This is a genomic window from Burkholderia sp. SCN-KJ (assembly GCF_024656005.1).
Lineage (GTDB): Bacteria > Pseudomonadota > Gammaproteobacteria > Burkholderiales > Burkholderiaceae > Burkholderia.
Genome location: NZ_JANKOG010000008.1, coordinates 70,610 through 85,866, shown reverse-complemented (window position 1 = coordinate 85,866; position 15,257 = coordinate 70,610). Strand labels below are relative to the sequence as shown.

Below are 15,257 nucleotides of genomic sequence, written 5' to 3'. Positions count from 1 at the left end.
GCAGCGAGTGGCCCGAGCGTTGCGTCGTCGCGATATCGGTTTGTCGCGCGGTTGATCATGAAACCATTGTTAAACAATCGATCGACCGGGATTTCTCGGCGTGGCTTGGCCCGGCGGGTCATCGCGCGTATGACCGAATGATACAGGGATGGCGAGCCGCTTCGGCTTTGCTAAGGTCGGCGGCTATTCGAACAACAACGAGGGCCGTATGTCGGACAATCGCTATTCGTACAATGGTGATGTCGATCTCAAGCCGGCGGATTTGTTTTTCTGGATCGCGGTCGATGAGATCCAGCGGCGCGTCGGGTTCGATGACCTTGCGGCCGCTTCGGCCATGTTGCTGGGTCAAGCCGATGTGCCGGCACCAGGAAAATTCGCTGCGGCGACCAAGGGCACATCGGTCGCCTCAATTGCTGCGCGCAAGCTGTTGCCGATTCAGATGAGAATGCGTTTGCCAATGATCATGTCGGTGGGCGCTCAGGGCGTACGTATCGCGTCCACGCGGAATCTCGGTGCATGGGTCGGCCGAACCATCCCCGTGGTCGGGGAGTTGTTCTTGGCCGCCGACGCGGCCGTCATCATGTTCAACACGGTGCGTCGCTACAACGCCGTCGTCAAACTTGAAAACAGGGTGTTCTGATCGTGTCTGCCGCTAGGTGGGAAAAGCTTGCCGCATTTGCGCGCGAAGAGCTCGGTCGCCCGTTGTTCGGCGGCCAATTGCGAATCGAGCCGTCGTCACGTCTCGAGGAGGATCTGCGCGTGACGGGAATCGATGCAATCGAATTCATCGACAAATGGGCCGAAACGTTCGGTGTGAATGCTGCCGAATTCCCTTACGACCGCTACTTCGGCCCTGAAGGGCAGGAGATGGTGACGACGTTTCTCGCGCTGTTTTCCGAGCGTTACCGGAAGCGACCGCGTGTGCCCCTTACCCTCGGCATGCTGGAAGAAGCAATGCGCATCGGCCGATGGGATACGGACGCGATCGAGAGCGTTGCACGAGACGAGGTCGCTCGTGGGAAATGAGCCCACGAATCGGCGAAATGCAAAAAGCCCGCTTGCTGTCGCAAAGCGGGCTTCGATGTTGGTTGCGGGGATAGGATTTGAACCTATGACCTTCGGGTTATGAGCCCGACGAGCTGCCAGACTGCTCCACCCCGCGGCGCGAATTATAGTGATACTGCTGCGGCGCGTCAAACGCTCAGTGACCAAAGTTGAAATCAAGCGGCCGTGCTTCGCTCGCCAGGGGGCGCTTACGTTGCCCGAGCCCTCGAAGCTCGGCGTGCCAATCGATATTTTTGCTCGATGCCCGCGGCAAGGGTGGGGGGCGATCTCCCGATTCGGAGATCGCCGCGCATGACCTTACATCAGCACGATGTCGTATTGCTCCTGGCTCAGGTTCGACTCGACCTGCAGCGACACTGGCTTGCCGATGAAGTCGATCAGCATCGCGAGATGCTGCGACTCCTCGTCGAGGAACAGGTCGATCACCTGTTGCGCGGCGATCACGCGGAATTCGCGCGGATTGAACTGGCGCGACTCGCGCAGGATCTCGCGCAGGATGTCGTAGCACACGGTGCGCGACGTCTTCACCTGGCCCTTGCCCTGGCAGGTCGGGCACGGCTCGCACAGCACGTGCGCGAGCGATTCGCGCGTGCGCTTGCGCGTCATCTCGACGAGCCCGAGCTGCGAGAAGCCGTTGACCGTCACGCGCGTGCGGTCGCGCGACAGCGCCTTCTTCAACTCGGACAGCACCGCGTCGCGATGCTCGGCGTTCTCCATGTCGATGAAGTCGATGATGATGATCCCGCCGAGGTTGCGCAGCCGCAGCTGCCGCGCGATCGTATGCGCGGCCTCGAGGTTGGTCTTGAAGATCGTGTCGTCGAAGTTGCGCGCACCGACGTAGCCGCCGGTGTTCACGTCGATCGTCGTCATCGCCTCGGTCTGGTCGATCATCAGGTAGCCGCCCGACTTCAGGTCGACGCGGCGCGACAGCGCGCGCTGGATCTCCGTCTCGATGTTGTACAGGTCGAACAGCGGCCGCTCGCCGGTGTAGTGATGCAGCTTCGGGCTCACCGCCGGCGTGAATTCGTTCGCGAATTCCGCAAGGCGCTGGTACGTCTCGCGCGAATCGACCTGGATGCGCGTCGTGTCGTCGTTCGCGAAATCGCGCAGCACGCGCTGCGCGAGATCGAGATCCTGGTACAGCAGGCTCGTCGCCGGCAGCCGCTGCGCCTGGGCCACGATGGTCGTCCAGGTCTTGCGCAGGTAGGCGACGTCGCCGGCCAGTTCGTCGGAGGTCGCGTCTTCGGCGATCGTGCGCACGATGTAGCCGCCTTTCTCGTCCGGCGGGATCACGGCGGTCAGCCGCGCACGCACGGCCTCGCGCTCGGCCTCGCTCTCGATCTTCTGCGAGATGCCGATGTGCGGCTCCTGCGGCAGGTAGACGAGCGTGCGGCCCGCGATGCTGACCTGTGTCGACAGTCGGGCGCCCTTCGTGCCGATCGGATCCTTGATCACCTGGACCATCAGCGTCTGGCCTTCGAACACGGTCTTCTCGATCGGCTGGTGCGGCGCGCCCGACTGCGGCTCGCCCGCGAGGCGCGGATGCCAGATGTCGGCGACGTGCAGGAACGCCGCGCGCTCGAGACCGATGTCGATGAACGCCGACTGCATGCCGGGCAGCACGCGCACGACCTTGCCGAGATAGATGTTGCCGACCCGCCCGCGCGACAGCGTGCGCTCGACGTGAAGCTCCTGCACCGCGCCTTGCTGGACGAGTGCGACCCGCGTTTCCTGCGGCGTGAGGTTGATCAGGATTTCTTCGTTCATGGTGCGATTCAGAAGGCGACGCGCGCGGTGCGCAGCAACGCGGCAGTCTCAAAAAGGGGCAGACCCATGATACCCGAATGGGAACCGTCGATTCGCTCGATGAATTCGGCCGCGCGTCCCTGGATCGCGTAGGCGCCCGCCTTGCCGAACGGTTCGCGGGTGTCGACGTAGCGCTCGAACGCGTCGCGCGGCGCGGCCGAAAAGCGCACCGACGAGCGCGACAGCGCGGGCGGCAGCAGTTCGCCGTCGGCGCCGACCACCGCGACGGCGGTCAGCACCTCGTGTTCGCGGCCTGCGAGGCGTGTCAGCATCGCGAGCGCGTCGTCGGCATCGGCCGGCTTGCCGAGGATCGCGCCGTCGATGGTCACCGTGGTGTCCGCAACCAGCACCGGCGCGGCCGGCTTGCCGCTCGCGACGAGACGCGCCCGCGCGGCCTCCGCCTTCGCGACGGTCACGCGCCGAACATACGCATCGGCGGCTTCGCCGGGCAGCTCGGCTTCGAGCGCCTCGGCGTCCTCGTCGGGGCGCGGCAGCAGCAATTCGAAGCGCACGCCGATCTGCTGCAGCAGCTCCTGGCGGCGCGGGCTTTGCGAAGCGAGGTAAAGGGTCGGGAAAAGGGCAGGGGGCGTGCTGGACGGCATGGTGTCGTTATCTCGTTGAGCGCGCGCGGCGCGCGTCCCGAGGACGGCACGTCATGCGCGATGGTAGGGGTGATTCTGCGTGATGCTCCACGCGCGGTAAAGCTGTTCGGCGAGCAGCACGCGCACCATCCCGTGCGGCAGCGTCATGCTCGAGATGCGCAGCAGCAGGTCGGCGCGCGCCTTGAGTTCCGGATCGAGCCCGTCGGCGCCGCCGATCACGAACGCGACGTCACGGCCGTCCTGCTGCCAGCCGGGCAGCGCCTGTGCGAGCTGCATCGTGGTCCAGTCGCGGCCGCGCTCGTCGAGCGCGAAGATGCGCGCGCCCTTCGGCAGCGCGGCCTCGATCTTCTGCCGCTCGGCCGCCATCACGCTTTCCGCGCTGCGGCCGCCCGAACGCAGTTCGGGCTTGATCTCGCGCAGCTCGATGCGCAGCTCGGGCGGCATCCGCTTCGTGTATTCGTCGAAGCCGGACGCGATCCAGCCGGGCATCTTGTGGCCGACCGCGAGGATGAAAAGCTTCATCGGGACGACTCGCTGCGGCTCAGCGGCGGCGGGCAGCCGTCTTGCGCGCCGGGCGTGCGGGCGCTTCTTCCTCGTCGTCCTCGTCTTCGCTGGCGGTCGCGAGACCGTTCGGACCCTTGCCGCCGCCGAGCTTCATCCGCACGGGCTTGTCGCCCCAGATTTCCTCGAGGTTGTAATACTGGCGCAGCGCCGGCTGCAGGATGTGCACGATCGCGTCGCCGCAGTCGACCAGCACCCATTCGCCGGTGTCTTCGCCCTCGGAGCTGACGATGTCGCCGCCGGCTTCCTTGACCTTGTCCCGCACGCTCGACGCGAGCGCCTTGGTCTGGCGGTTCGACGTGCCCGACGCGACGATCACGCGGTCGAACAGTTCGGTCAGGTGGCTGGTGTTGAACACCTTGATGTCTTGCGCCTTGATGTCTTCGAGAGCGTCGACGATCACGCGCTGCAGTTTGCGGATATCCATGGAATCAGGAATGGTAGAGACGATGTTGAAGAATATAGGCCCAGACGGCGGCCGGCACATGCTCGGCCGACGCATCGGGCATTTGCGCGTGACGCGCGATGCATTCGCGCAGGTGCGCGCGGATGTCGGTTGCGGCGATATCGAACGCCAGCGTCGTGTCGATCAGCAGGTGGCCGGCCGGCGTCGCTTTCAGCACGTCGGCACCGGCCTGCCGCCGCGCGATTTCCCGCGCGACGTCCGGCGGCGCCGCGCCGAGGTCGAAGCCCGGGCGCGTCGACGCGCACACGTGCGCGTAGTCGAACAGCTTGCGCCAGTCGCGCCACGTGTCGAGCCGCACCAGCTGGTCGGCGCCGATCAGCAGCGCCAGCGACGCATCGGGGCCGATCCGCTCGCGCCAGCGTGCGAGCGTCTCGACCGTATAGGTCGGCCCCGCGTGCTCGATCTCGTCGGTCGCGACGGTGACCGTCACGCCGGGCAGCGACAGCGAGCCGGCAGCGGCGCGCGTCATCGCGAGCCGATGCTCGGCGGCCGACACGTCGCGCTTCTGGTACGGCTGCCCGGCGGGCAGCAGCGCGAGCTCGGTCAGGCCGAGCTCTTCGGCGAACCGGCGCGCGAGCGCGAGGTGGCCGTCGTGGATCGGGTCGAACGTGCCGCCCAGCAGGCCGATACGACGTGACAGCGGCTGCGGGGCGGGGCGGGTGATGGTGTCCAGAAAAACGTGTCCTGTTCTTGAGGCGGCGGGGCGCGGCGGGCTCAGACCCAGTCGCGCGGCACGAGGAACTCGCTCAGGCGCGCTTCCGGCGAGCCCGGCTCGGGCTGCCAGTCGTAACGCCAGTGCGCGATCGGCGGCATCGACATCAGGATCGACTCGGTCCGGCCGCCGCTTTGCAGCCCGAACAGCGTGCCGCGGTCGAACACGAGGTTGAATTCGACGTAGCGGCCGCGCCGGTAAGCCTGGAAGTCGCGTTCGCGCTCGCCGTACGGCAGCGCGACACGGCGTTCGACGATCGGCAGGTACGCGTTCAGGAACGCGTCGCCGACGCTTTGCATCATCTCAAACGAGCGTTCGAATCCGGGCTCGGAGAAATCGTCGAAGAAGATCCCGCCGATGCCGCGCGTCTCGTTGCGGTGCTTCAGGAAGAAATACTCGTCGCACCACGTCTTGAAGCGCGGGTAGAGCTCGGCGCCGAACGGATCGAGCGCGTCCTTGCAGGTCTGGTGGAAATGCCGCGCGTCGTCCTCGAACGGATAAACCGGTGTCAGATCCATGCCGCCGCCGAACCAGAAGATCGGCGCGTCGCCGGGCTTCGTCGCGATCAGCATCCGCACGTTCATGTGCACGGTCGGGCAGTACGGGTTGCGCGGATGCAGCACGAGCGACACGCCGAGCGCCTCGAAGCCGCGGCCGGCCAGCTGCGGGCGCGCGGCGCTCGCCGACGGCGGCAGCGCATCGCCGGCGACGTCGGAAAAACCGATCCCCGCGCGCTCGAACACGCGGCCGCCTTCGAGAATCCGCGTGCAGCCGCCGCCGCGCAGGCGCTCCTCGGGCCCGCGCTGCCACGCGTCGGTCGCGAGCGGCGTGCCGTCGAGCGCGCCGAGCGCGTCGGCGATGCGTGTCTGCAGGCCCTGGAGGTACGTGCGCACGCGCGCCACGTCGTAGGTCGAATCGGTCATGTCTGAACTGGGTGCCCCCGCGCGAAGCGGGGGCCGTAAAAAAGGCATCTGCCGGGCATTCTATCGAACCCCGGCAGAGGAGGCCGCCGTTTGCGACGGCAAAGCGGCGGTCAGGGTGTTACGTGCTCTTGCGATTCAGCGCGCGGAAGCCGATGTCGCGGCGATACTGCATGCCTTCGAAATTGATCTGGTTGATCGTGTCGTACGCATGCTGCTGCGCTTCGCGCACCGAATCGGCGAGGCCGACCACGCACAGCACGCGGCCGCCGGACGTCGTCAGCTTGTCGCCGTCGAGCGTCGTGCCCGCATGGAACGTCACGGCCTGCTCGGTCTCGGCCGGGATCCCGTTGATGCGGTCGCCCTTGCGCGGCGCGTCCGGATAGCCGTGCGCGGCCAGCACGACGCCGAGCGCGGTGCGGCGGTCCCAGTCGAGCTCGACCGTGTCGAGCGTGCCCGCGATCGCCTGTTCGACGACCTTCGAGAAATCGCTCTTCAGGCGGGCCATGATCGGCTGCGTCTCGGGGTCGCCCATCCGGCAGTTGAATTCCAGCGTGCGCGGATTGCCTTCCTTGTCGATCATCAGGCCCGCATACAGGAAGCCCGTGAAGCGGATGCCGTCCTTCTCCATCCCGCGCACCGTCGGCATGATGATTTCGCGCATCACGCGTGCGTGCATCTGCGGCGTGACGATCGGCGCGGGCGAGTAGGCGCCCATGCCGCCTGTGTTCGGGCCGCGGTCCTCGTCGAGCAGGCGCTTGTGGTCCTGGCTCGAGGCCAGCGCCAGCGCGTGCTTGCCATCGACCATCACGATGAAGCTCGCTTCCTCGCCGTCGAGGAATTCCTCGATCACGACGCGCGCGCCGGCGTCGCCCAGCTTGTTGCCCGACAGCATCATGTCGACCGCGGCGTGCGCTTCTTCCAGCGTCATCGCGACGACGACGCCCTTGCCGGCCGCGAGGCCGTCGGCCTTCACGACGATCGGCGCGCCTTTCGCGTCGATGTATGCGTGCGCGGCGGCCGCGTCGGAGAAGGTTTCGTAGTCGGCGGTCGGGATGCCGTGGCGCTTCATGAACGCCTTCGCGAAATCCTTCGAGCTTTCGAGTTGCGCGGCTTCGCGGGTCGGGCCGAACACCTTCAGGCCGCGCGCGCGGAACAGGTTGACGATGCCGGCCGCGAGCGGCGCTTCCGGCCCGACGAGCGTGAACGCGACGCCTTCGCTTTCCGCGAAATCGGCCAGCGCGTCGAGCGACGTGATGTCGACGTTCTTCAGACGCTCGTCCTGTGCCGTGCCGCCATTGCCGGGCGCGACGTAGACCATCTGGACGCGCGGCGACTGCGCGAGCTTCCACGCCAGTGCATGTTCGCGGCCGCCGGAGCCGACGACGAGTAGTTTCATGGGATTCCCCGCAGACTAGAAAACAGGGCGGCCGGCACGCTCAGGCGCGCCGGCCGCGAAATCGGTCGGGCCGCCGTCGCAACGCTGCGCACGGCGGCCGGCATCTCATTCCTCGACGATGACGGCGTTCGTATACACCTCCTGCACGTCGTCGAGGTTCTCGAGCGCGTCCAGGAGCTTCTGCATCTTCGCCGCATCGTCGCCGGTAAATTCGACTTCGTTCTGCGGCTTCATCGTCACTTCGGCGAGTTCGGCCTTGAAGCCCGCGGCTTCGAGCGCGTCCTTCACTGCCGAGAACGCCTGCCAGTCGCACAGCACTTCGATCGAGCCGTCGTCGTTCGTGCTGACGTCGTCCGCGCCGGCTTCGAGCGCCGCTTCCATCAGCGCGTCTTCCGACGTGCCGGGCGCGAACAGGAACTGGCCGACGTGATCGAACATGAACGCGACCGAACCGTCGGTGCCCATGTTGCCGCCGAACTTCGAGAATGCGTGACGGACTTCCGCGACCGTGCGGGTGCGGTTGTCGGTCAGCGTGTCGACGATGATCGCCGCGCCGCTGATGCCGTAGCCTTCGTAACGGATTTCTTCGTAGTTTGCGCCGTCCGCGCCGCCGACGCCGCGGTCGATCGCGCGCTTGACGTTGTCCTTCGGCATGTTCGCGTCGGCCGCCTTGTCGACCGCGAGACGCAGGCGCGGGTTCGAACTCGCGTCGCCGCCGCCGAGGCGGGCCGCGACCTGGATTTCCTTGATCAGTCGGGTCCAGATCTTGCCGCGCTTCGCGTCGGCTGCTGCCTTCTTATGCTTGATGTTGGCCCATTTCGAATGACCAGCCATACCTTTCTCCGTGCCCGGGCGCGCTGCGCGGGCGATTGTGCCAATGTGTCGTTGAATCGGCGGCCGTCTGGGCGGGCATGAAGCCGCGGGGCCGCGCGTGTCGAGTGGAACGTGATTTTATCACGCGGCGACCGTCGCTTCGGGGCCGCCGCGCATGGCCGAACGGCCGGGCGGGCCGTTGCGGCGTGCCGGGCCGCGCGGCCCGGCGGCGCCGTCTGTCAGTTCTTGGTGCCGAACAGGCGGTCGCCCGCGTCGCCCAGGCCCGGCACGATGTACGCATGCTCGTTCAGGTGCGAGTCGAGCGACGCGACGAACAGCTTCACGTCCGGGTGCGCGTCCTGGAACACCTGCACGCCCTCGGGCGCGGCGACCAGCGCGACGAACATGATGTTCGCGGCCGGCACGTTGCGGCGCTTGAGCACGTCGACCGCGTGCACGGCCGAATAGCCGGTCGCGACCATCGGGTCGCACAGGATGAAGATGCGATCCTCGAGATCGGGCAGGCGCACCAGGTATTCGACCGGGCGGTGATCTTCCGCGCGGTACACGCCGATGTGGCCGACGCGCGCGGACGGCACCAGGTCGAGCAGGCCGTCCGACATCCCGATGCCGGCGCGCAGCACGGGCACGATCGCGAGCTTCTTGCCCGCGATCACCGGTGCGTCGACCGCCACCAGCGGGGTTTCGACCCGCTTGGTCGTGATCGGCAGGTTGCGGGTGATCTCGTAGCCCATCAGCAGCGTGATCTCGCGCAGCAGTTCGCGGAACGTGCGCGTCGACGTGTCCTTGTCGCGCATGTGGGTCAGCTTGTGCTGGATCAGCGGGTGATCGGTGATGAAGAGATTCGGGAAACGGCTATCCTGTTTCATGACGGGGTGCCTTGGCGGCAAAAGGGGATCGGGGGCGGCGCCGGCGCCAGGCCGGCCGCCGCTCATGGCCGCAATTTTACCAAGGCGCGCCACGTGATCCGGATATTATCGACGTCTCACGACAATCCGCGCGCCGTGTTCGCCCGCTCGCCTGCGTTCGCGACCGTTCGCCCGCCCGGCGAACCGGCCTGCGACCCGTCGGCGACCCGGCCCGGCCGGCGCGCGTCGCCATAAAGGAATCGACGATGGATCTCGGCATCGCAGGAAAGACCGCGCTCGTGTGCGCGGCGAGCAAGGGGCTCGGGCGCGGCTGCGCGGAAGCGCTGGCCGCCGAGGGCGTGAACCTCGTGATCGTCGCGCGCACGCGCGACACGCTGGAGGAAACCGCGGAGGAGATCCGCGCCGGGTCGAACGTTTCGATCACCGCCGTCGCCTGCGACATTACGACGCCCGACGGCCGCGCGGCCGCGCTCGCCGCGTGCCCGCAGCCGGACATTCTCGTGACGAATGCCGGCGGGCCGCCGCCCGGCGACTTCCGCGATTTCTCGCACGACGACTGGATCCGCGCGCTCGAGTCGAACATGCTGACGCCGATCGAACTGATCCGCGCGACCGTCGACGGGATGATCGGCCGCGGCTTCGGCCGGATCGTCAACATCACGAGCTCGGCCGTGAAGGCGCCGATCGACGTGCTCGCGCTGTCGAACGGCGCGCGCTCGGGGCTGACCGGCTTCGTCGCGGGGCTGTCGCGCAAGGTCGCGGGGCAGGGCGTGACGATCAACAACCTGCTGCCCGGGCTGTTCGACACCGACCGGATCGCGACGACGCTCGCCGCGTCGGCGAAGGCGCAGGGCGTGAGCGTCGACGAGATGCGCGCGCGGCGCGCGAAGGAAATCCCGGCCGGGCGCCTAGGCACGCGTGCCGAATTCGGCGCGGCGTGCGCGTTCCTCTGCAGCGTGCATGCCGGCTATATCACCGGGCAGAACTGGCTGCTCGACGGCGGCGCGTATCCGGGCACGTTCTGACGCGCACCGCCGTTCACACATACGACAACAATCGACCCACGAAGGAAACGGAGATGAGCAAACCCCGCATCGCACTCATTGCGCACGACGCGAAGAAGGACGAGATCGTCGCGCTCGCGGGCCAGTACCGCGCGACGCTCGCGCAATGCCGGCTGGTCGCGACCGGCACCACGGGCGGCCGCATCGCCGCCGCGCACGGGCTCGAGGTCGAGCGCAAGCTGTCGGGGCCGCAAGGCGGCGACCTGCAGATCGGTGCGGAGCTGGCCGAAGGCCGCGTCGACATCGTCGTGTTCCTGCGCGACCCGATGACCGCGCAGCCGCACGACCCGGACATCACCGCGCTGGTGCGCGCATGCGACGTGCACGACGTGCCGGTCGCGACGAATGTCGCGACCGCGCGGATGCTGCTCGACGATCTGGCGCGCAACATGCAGGACGTTTGCTAGGCGTTCGGCACGCGTGAGTGTGCGTGCTTGCCGCCATCTGTCGTGTGGATGACATGTGACGGATGGCGGTGAGCGTTGATAGCGCCGAAACAGGCGCAGATTGCGATGCCCGAGATCGCGGCCGGTCGCTCATCGTAACGACCAGAACCACACGGTTGATGCAGCCCAGTAGCAATCCGAACTGCAGAGCGCGCGGGCGCCATCGATCAGGTCGATGTGTCCGCCGCGGCCGTTCATGTATCCGGGGATGTGCCAGAAGGCCACGACGCCCTTTCTGGCGGCAATGCCGGTCGTCGCATCGTCTCGCCGGAACACTTCAGCCTTGCCGAAATAGGCCGGCTCCGCCAGCATGTTGGCCAGCCTCGCCTGGCCGGCTTCAATTCGCCGTCCACGGTGCGGCCCCTTCTGAATGACGAGGCCGCCGCGCAATGTCATTCCGCTCTTGACGAGTGCCAGGCTGATCCGAATGGCGCACGTATTTGCATACGCCGGATTGGCGACTAGGTCTTGCCAGCCCAGTTCCTCGTATAGCGCTTCCCTGGATACCGTCCTGTTGTCCGGATAGTGGCTGTTCAGTAATGAGAAGTGTGGTTTCAAGCAGATCGTCCCCGATCAACGGCACGGATATTTCTGTTGCAGGATGCGGGCGATCAGGCCTGCTGCGTTTGTGCGCAGCGCATCGTTCGGCAGTTTTCGAAGACCGCCGATCACTTCCGAATCGATCTCTCCGGATTTGACGCGCCCGTTGTCGCACCAGTCCTTGCCTTCGGTCATGTCGGCCACGCCGGCCAGATAACCGGTCATGACGTGGCGCTCGGCGTCGGCGTACGGATTGTTGTCCGTACGGCTGATGCCGTTGAGCAGCCGCGCACCGTCGACGCGTGGGAGCGCGGCTCCGTTCGCGATGCCGATACCTGCCGACAACGATGCGAAAACAAATGCATTGCGGATGAAAAGGGCGTTCATGGCATGGGGTTCGTGAATTCGGCGCAAAGCAAAATAGCACGGTCACCGTCCCGGGAATCTCCATTGATCGCATGATTTCGCGGGGGACCGCACGGACCGGATGCCGCACCATCCGCCGGAATGCACGTCACGTGCCGATCGCTTTTCGCGAAGACCCTACGGTCGTGAAGGGATTGCCGCTGCGTGCAGCACGAGCGCGCGCGACGCGCGAAAATCACGCGCAGTGTCCCGCGTCTGCCCGCCTCGCCGTTCGGGGGCAGCGACGTATTTGCCGAACCGAATTTCCAGACAAGCGAGGAGCGAAACGATGCCGAAAGCAATCCGATACGACCAGGCAGGCGGCCCGGACGTGATGAAGTGGGTCGACGTCGAGGTCAGCGAGCCGCAGGCGGGCCAGGTCCGCGTCAAGCAGCATGCGGTCGGGCTCAACTATATCGACGTGTATTTCCGCACCGGCCTCTATCCGCAGCCGTTGCCCGCCGGGCTCGGGATGGAGGCGGCCGGCGAGGTGACGGCGGTCGGCGATGACGTGACCGCGTTCAAGCCCGGCGACCGCGTCGCCTATGTGTGGTCGTCGCCCGGCGCGTACGCGCAGGAGCGCGTGCTGCCCGCCGACCGCCTCGTCAAGCTGCCGGACGGCATCAGCTACGACGCAGCGGCGTCGGTGATGCTGCAGGGCCTGACCGCGCACTACCTGCTGCGCCGCACGTACCCGGTGAAAGCCGGCGACACGATCCTGATCCATGCCGCGGCCGGCGGCGTCGGCCTGCTGGTCTGCCAGTGGGCGAAGGCGCTCGGCGCAACGGTGATCGGCACGGTCGGCTCCGACGAGAAGGCCGAACTCGCGAAAGCGCACGGCTGCGACCACCCGATCGTCTACACGCGCGAGAACTTCACGCAGCGCGTGAGGGCGATCACGAACGATGCGCTCGTGCAGGTCGTCTACGATTCGATCGGCAAGGACACCTACATCGGTTCGCTCGACTGCCTCGCGCCGCTCGGGCTGTTCGTCAGCTTCGGCAACGCGTCGGGCCCGCTGCCGCCGATCGACTCGAAGGAGCTCTCGTCGCGCGGTTCGCTGTTCTTCACGCGGCCGACGCTGTTCTCGTACATCGCGAAGCGCGCCGATCTCGAAGCCGCGGCCGCCGAGCTGTTCGACGTGATCCTGTCGGGCAAGGTGAAGACGAGCATCAACCAGCGCTATCCGCTCGCGGAAGTCGGCCGCGCGCATGCCGACCTCGAGTCGCGCAAGACGACCGGCTCGACGATCCTCGTTCCCTGACGCATCCCTTCGCGCCGGCGCCATGCCGGCGCGCAACCTGGCGAGCGGCGACGGTCGCCGTCTGTCCAGTCTTCGTCCAGTCTTCGTCCCGCCGCTGTTCCGCCCGACGTCCCGTCCGCCGTTCCGCCCGGCGCCCCGTCCGACGTTCCCCCCGCCGCCCGCGTTTACGCGTTTTTTATACCGGTCCGATGACCTTTGACCCGTCCTTTACGCGCGTTCCCATAAGGTTCTAGTCGTCCGATTTCGACGACGGAGAACACAAAAATGGATGGGGTTTTCATCGGCGCACTGGTGCTGTTCACAGCGCTGATCCTCGGTTTGCTTGCCGGTTGCGAGACGCTCGCGCAATACGGCCGCGGGGGGCGCGCATGACCTGGATGCTTTGGCTGGCGGGTGCCTCGACGGTCCTGCTGTTCGCGTATCTCGTCTTTGCGCTGCTGCGCGCGGAGGACATCGAATGAACGCGAACAACCTGTTGCAGACGCTGCTGTTCATCGTCGTGCTGCTCGCCGCGGCCGTGCCGGTCGCGCGCTACCTGACGGCCGTGATGGACGGCAGCTCGCGCGTCGTGCGCGTGTTCGGGCCGCTCGAGCGTGCGCTGTACCGCATCGCCGGCGTCGATGCCGGCACCGAGATGAACTGGAAGCGCTACGCGATCGCGACGATCGCATTCAACGCGCTCGGCGCGCTGTTCCTGTACGGCCTGCTGCGCCTGCAGGGCTTCCTGCCCGGCAATCCGCAGCAATTCGGCGCGATGACGACCGATGGCGCATTCAACACGGCCGTCAGCTTCGTCACCAACACCAACTGGCAGGACTACACGCCCGAGCAGACTGTCAGCTACCTGACGCAGATGCTCGGCCTGACCGTGCAGAACTTCCTGTCGGCCGCGACCGGCATCGTCGTCGTGATCGCGCTGATCCGCGGTTTCGCGCGCCACACCGCGCAGACGATCGGCAACTTCTGGGTCGACCTCACGCGCGTGACGCTGTACGTGCTCGTGCCGATGGCGGCGCTCGTCGCCGCGCTGCTGATGAGCCAGGGCGTGATCCAGAACATGAAGGCGTACCAGGACGTGCCGGTGTTGCAGGCAAGCACCTATGCGGCGCCGAAGCTCGACGCGCAGGGCAACCCGGTGAAGGACGACAAGGGTAACGCGGTCACGGTGCCGACGCAGCTGACGAAGCAGACACTCGCGATGGGCCCGGTCGCGTCGCAGGAGGCGATCAAGATGCTCGGTACCAACGGCGGCGGCTTCTTCAACGCGAACTCCTCGCATCCGTACGAGAACCCGACGCCGTTCGCGAACTTCGTTCAGATCTTCGCGATCCTGATCATTCCGGCGGCGCTGTGCCTCGTGTTCGGCCGCATGATCGGCGACCGCCGGCAGGGCATCGCGGTGCTCGCGGCGATGACGGTCGCCTTTGCGGTCGCGATCGGCGTCGAGGTGAGCGCCGAGCAGGCCGGCAACCCGGCGCTCGCCGCGCTGCACGTCGACCAGTCGACGAGCGCGCTGCAGCCGGGCGGCAACATGGAAGGCAAGGAAACGCGCTTCGGCATCGCGCAGACCGGCATCTTCACGGTCGCGACGACGGCCGCGTCGTGCGGCGCGGTCGACACGATGCACGATTCGCTGACGCCGCTCGGCGGTCTCGTGCCGATGCTGCTGATGCAGCTCGGCGAGGTGATCTACGGCGGTGTCGGGTCCGGTCTCTACGGGATGCTGGTGTTCGCGCTGCTCGCGGTGTTCGTCGCGGGCCTGATGATCGGCCGCACGCCGGAATACGTCGGCAAGAAGATCGAGTCGTACGAGATGAAGATGGTGTCGATCGTCGTGCTGCTCACGCCGCTGCTGGTGCTGGTCGGCACGTCGATTGCGGTGCTGGCCGATGCAGGCCGTGCCGGCATCGCGAACCCGGGCCCGCACGGCTTCTCGGAAATCCTGTACGCGTTCAGCTCGGCCGCGAACAACAACGGCAGCGCGTTCGCGGGCCTGACGGTCGGCACGCCGTTCTACAACTGGATGACCGCGATCGCGATGTGGTTCGGCCGCTTCGGCACGATCGTGCCGGTGCTGGCGATCGCCGGCTCGCTCGCCGCGAAGAAGCGCATCGCGGTGACGAGCGGCACGCTGCCGACCCACGGCCCGCTGTTCGTCGTGCTGCTGCTCGGCACCGTGATGCTGGTGGGCGCGCTGACCTACGTGCCGGCGCTCGCGCTCGGCCCGGGCGTCGAGCATCTGATGATGTGGCTGGGCGCATGACGCGCGAGCGCATGGCGACACCTTGCAAAGACTGAAGAGAT

At 66.8% G+C, this 15,257-nt stretch carries 18 protein-coding genes and 1 tRNA gene; 7 read left to right on the top strand and 12 right to left on the bottom strand.

Annotated features, from left to right (window positions below):
- Positions 1 to 208 precede the first annotated feature (208 nt).
- Together NQV17_RS15280 and NQV17_RS15275 are read left to right on the top strand one after the other, a co-directional pair.
- Positions 209 to 640 (top strand): STM2901 family protein, encoded by a 432-nt coding sequence (locus tag NQV17_RS15280; protein WP_374692719.1) that lies wholly within the window; start codon positions 209 to 211, stop codon positions 638 to 640.
- Positions 641 to 642: 2 nt separating this feature from the next.
- Positions 643 to 1,026, top strand: a complete 384-nt coding sequence (locus NQV17_RS15275; RefSeq protein WP_257772885.1) for a DUF1493 family protein — start codon at positions 643 to 645, stop codon at positions 1,024 to 1,026.
- Positions 1,027 to 1,085: 59 nt separating this feature from the next.
- On the opposite strand, the gene NQV17_RS15270 is transcribed toward NQV17_RS15275, so the two are convergent.
- From NQV17_RS15270 to upp, 10 genes are all read right to left on the bottom strand, one after another.
- Positions 1,086 to 1,162, bottom strand: a tRNA-Met gene (locus NQV17_RS15270).
- A gap of 200 nt (positions 1,163 to 1,362) precedes the next feature.
- On the bottom strand, positions 1,363 to 2,832 hold the full coding sequence (gene rng / locus NQV17_RS15265; protein WP_044844707.1) for a ribonuclease G: 1,470 nt from the start codon (positions 2,830 to 2,832) through the stop codon (positions 1,363 to 1,365).
- An 8-nt stretch (positions 2,833 to 2,840) separates the two neighbouring features.
- Positions 2,841 to 3,473, bottom strand: a complete 633-nt coding sequence (locus tag NQV17_RS15260) for a nucleoside triphosphate pyrophosphatase (protein ID WP_257772884.1) — start codon at positions 3,471 to 3,473, stop codon at positions 2,841 to 2,843.
- Positions 3,474 to 3,524: 51 nt separating this feature from the next.
- Complete coding sequence (gene rlmH, locus NQV17_RS15255) at positions 3,525 to 3,995, bottom strand: 23S rRNA (pseudouridine(1915)-N(3))-methyltransferase RlmH (protein ID WP_257772883.1); 471 nt, start codon at positions 3,993 to 3,995, stop codon at positions 3,525 to 3,527.
- A 19-nt stretch (positions 3,996 to 4,014) separates the two neighbouring features.
- Positions 4,015 to 4,461: a ribosome silencing factor gene (gene rsfS, locus NQV17_RS15250; protein WP_257772882.1), complete on the bottom strand. Its 447-nt coding sequence runs from the start codon at positions 4,459 to 4,461 to the stop codon at positions 4,015 to 4,017.
- Positions 4,462 to 4,465: 4 nt separating this feature from the next.
- Positions 4,466 to 5,173: a nicotinate-nucleotide adenylyltransferase gene (locus tag NQV17_RS15245; protein ID WP_257773022.1), complete on the bottom strand. Its 708-nt coding sequence runs from the start codon at positions 5,171 to 5,173 to the stop codon at positions 4,466 to 4,468.
- A 41-nt stretch (positions 5,174 to 5,214) separates the two neighbouring features.
- Complete coding sequence (gene hemF, locus NQV17_RS15240; RefSeq protein WP_257772881.1) at positions 5,215 to 6,135, bottom strand: oxygen-dependent coproporphyrinogen oxidase; 921 nt, start codon at positions 6,133 to 6,135, stop codon at positions 5,215 to 5,217.
- Positions 6,136 to 6,253: 118 nt separating this feature from the next.
- Positions 6,254 to 7,531, bottom strand: a complete 1,278-nt coding sequence (purD, locus tag NQV17_RS15235) for a phosphoribosylamine--glycine ligase (RefSeq protein WP_044844701.1) — start codon at positions 7,529 to 7,531, stop codon at positions 6,254 to 6,256.
- A gap of 105 nt (positions 7,532 to 7,636) precedes the next feature.
- Positions 7,637 to 8,365: a YebC/PmpR family DNA-binding transcriptional regulator gene (locus NQV17_RS15230; protein WP_044844700.1), complete on the bottom strand. Its 729-nt coding sequence runs from the start codon at positions 8,363 to 8,365 to the stop codon at positions 7,637 to 7,639.
- A gap of 218 nt (positions 8,366 to 8,583) precedes the next feature.
- Positions 8,584 to 9,234, bottom strand: a complete 651-nt coding sequence (upp, locus tag NQV17_RS15225) for a uracil phosphoribosyltransferase (protein ID WP_006478229.1) — start codon at positions 9,232 to 9,234, stop codon at positions 8,584 to 8,586.
- A gap of 245 nt (positions 9,235 to 9,479) precedes the next feature.
- Here upp and NQV17_RS15220 point away from each other — a divergent pair, with 245 nt between their 5' ends.
- Positions 9,480 to 10,259, top strand: coding sequence for an SDR family oxidoreductase (locus tag NQV17_RS15220; RefSeq protein WP_044844699.1), 780 nt, complete (start codon positions 9,480 to 9,482; stop codon positions 10,257 to 10,259).
- A gap of 53 nt (positions 10,260 to 10,312) precedes the next feature.
- Positions 10,313 to 10,705, top strand: coding sequence for a methylglyoxal synthase (locus NQV17_RS15215; RefSeq protein WP_044844698.1), 393 nt, complete (start codon positions 10,313 to 10,315; stop codon positions 10,703 to 10,705).
- A 129-nt stretch (positions 10,706 to 10,834) separates the two neighbouring features.
- Here NQV17_RS15215 and NQV17_RS15210 read toward each other — a convergent pair whose 3' ends face one another.
- Positions 10,835 to 11,302, bottom strand: a complete 468-nt coding sequence (locus tag NQV17_RS15210; RefSeq protein WP_257772880.1) for a type VI secretion system amidase effector protein Tae4 — start codon at positions 11,300 to 11,302, stop codon at positions 10,835 to 10,837.
- 15 nt (positions 11,303 to 11,317) lie between these two features.
- On the bottom strand, positions 11,318 to 11,671 hold the full coding sequence (locus tag NQV17_RS15205) for a Rap1a/Tai family immunity protein (RefSeq protein WP_257772879.1): 354 nt from the start codon (positions 11,669 to 11,671) through the stop codon (positions 11,318 to 11,320).
- A gap of 307 nt (positions 11,672 to 11,978) precedes the next feature.
- On the opposite strand from NQV17_RS15205, the gene NQV17_RS15200 reads away from it, so the two are divergent.
- The 3 genes from NQV17_RS15200 (at position 11,979) to kdpA (ending at position 15,216) form a co-directional block, all read left to right on the top strand.
- Positions 11,979 to 12,953, top strand: a complete 975-nt coding sequence (locus NQV17_RS15200; RefSeq protein ID WP_257772878.1) for a quinone oxidoreductase — start codon at positions 11,979 to 11,981, stop codon at positions 12,951 to 12,953.
- 368 nt (positions 12,954 to 13,321) lie between these two features.
- A complete protein-coding gene (gene kdpF / locus NQV17_RS15195) occupies positions 13,322 to 13,414 on the top strand; it encodes a K(+)-transporting ATPase subunit F (RefSeq protein WP_257772877.1) in 93 nt (30 codons plus the stop codon).
- Positions 13,411 to 15,216 (top strand): potassium-transporting ATPase subunit KdpA, encoded by a 1,806-nt coding sequence (gene kdpA / locus NQV17_RS15190; RefSeq protein WP_257772876.1) that lies wholly within the window; start codon positions 13,411 to 13,413, stop codon positions 15,214 to 15,216. The genes kdpF and kdpA overlap by 4 nt, the downstream gene beginning before the upstream one ends.
- The last annotated feature ends 41 nt before the right edge of the window (positions 15,217 to 15,257 follow it).

Excerpts from the sequence above, each read along its gene's own strand:
- upp (WP_006478229.1), bottom strand. The coding sequence starts at position 9,234 with ATGAAACAGGATAGCCGTTTCCCGAATCTCTTCATCACCGATCACCCG.
- NQV17_RS15230 (WP_044844700.1), bottom strand. The coding sequence starts at position 8,365 with ATGGCTGGTCATTCGAAATGGGCCAACATCAAGCATAAGAAGGCAGCA.
- NQV17_RS15215 (WP_044844698.1), top strand. The coding sequence starts at position 10,313 with ATGAGCAAACCCCGCATCGCACTCATTGCGCACGACGCGAAGAAGGAC.
- hemF (WP_257772881.1), bottom strand. The coding sequence starts at position 6,135 with ATGACCGATTCGACCTACGACGTGGCGCGCGTGCGCACGTACCTCCAG.
- rlmH (WP_257772883.1), bottom strand. The coding sequence starts at position 3,995 with ATGAAGCTTTTCATCCTCGCGGTCGGCCACAAGATGCCCGGCTGGATC.
- NQV17_RS15260 (WP_257772884.1), bottom strand. The coding sequence starts at position 3,473 with ATGCCGTCCAGCACGCCCCCTGCCCTTTTCCCGACCCTTTACCTCGCT.
- purD (WP_044844701.1), bottom strand. The coding sequence starts at position 7,531 with ATGAAACTACTCGTCGTCGGCTCCGGCGGCCGCGAACATGCACTGGCG.
- NQV17_RS15200 (WP_257772878.1), top strand. The coding sequence starts at position 11,979 with ATGCCGAAAGCAATCCGATACGACCAGGCAGGCGGCCCGGACGTGATG.
- rsfS (WP_257772882.1), bottom strand. The coding sequence starts at position 4,461 with ATGGATATCCGCAAACTGCAGCGCGTGATCGTCGACGCTCTCGAAGAC.
- NQV17_RS15220 (WP_044844699.1), top strand. The coding sequence starts at position 9,480 with ATGGATCTCGGCATCGCAGGAAAGACCGCGCTCGTGTGCGCGGCGAGC.
- NQV17_RS15280 (WP_374692719.1), top strand. The coding sequence starts at position 209 with ATGTCGGACAATCGCTATTCGTACAATGGTGATGTCGATCTCAAGCCG.
- kdpF (WP_257772877.1), top strand. The coding sequence starts at position 13,322 with ATGACCTGGATGCTTTGGCTGGCGGGTGCCTCGACGGTCCTGCTGTTC.
- rng (WP_044844707.1), bottom strand. The coding sequence starts at position 2,832 with ATGAACGAAGAAATCCTGATCAACCTCACGCCGCAGGAAACGCGGGTC.
- kdpA (WP_257772876.1), top strand. The coding sequence starts at position 13,411 with ATGAACGCGAACAACCTGTTGCAGACGCTGCTGTTCATCGTCGTGCTG.
- NQV17_RS15205 (WP_257772879.1), bottom strand. The coding sequence starts at position 11,671 with ATGAACGCCCTTTTCATCCGCAATGCATTTGTTTTCGCATCGTTGTCG.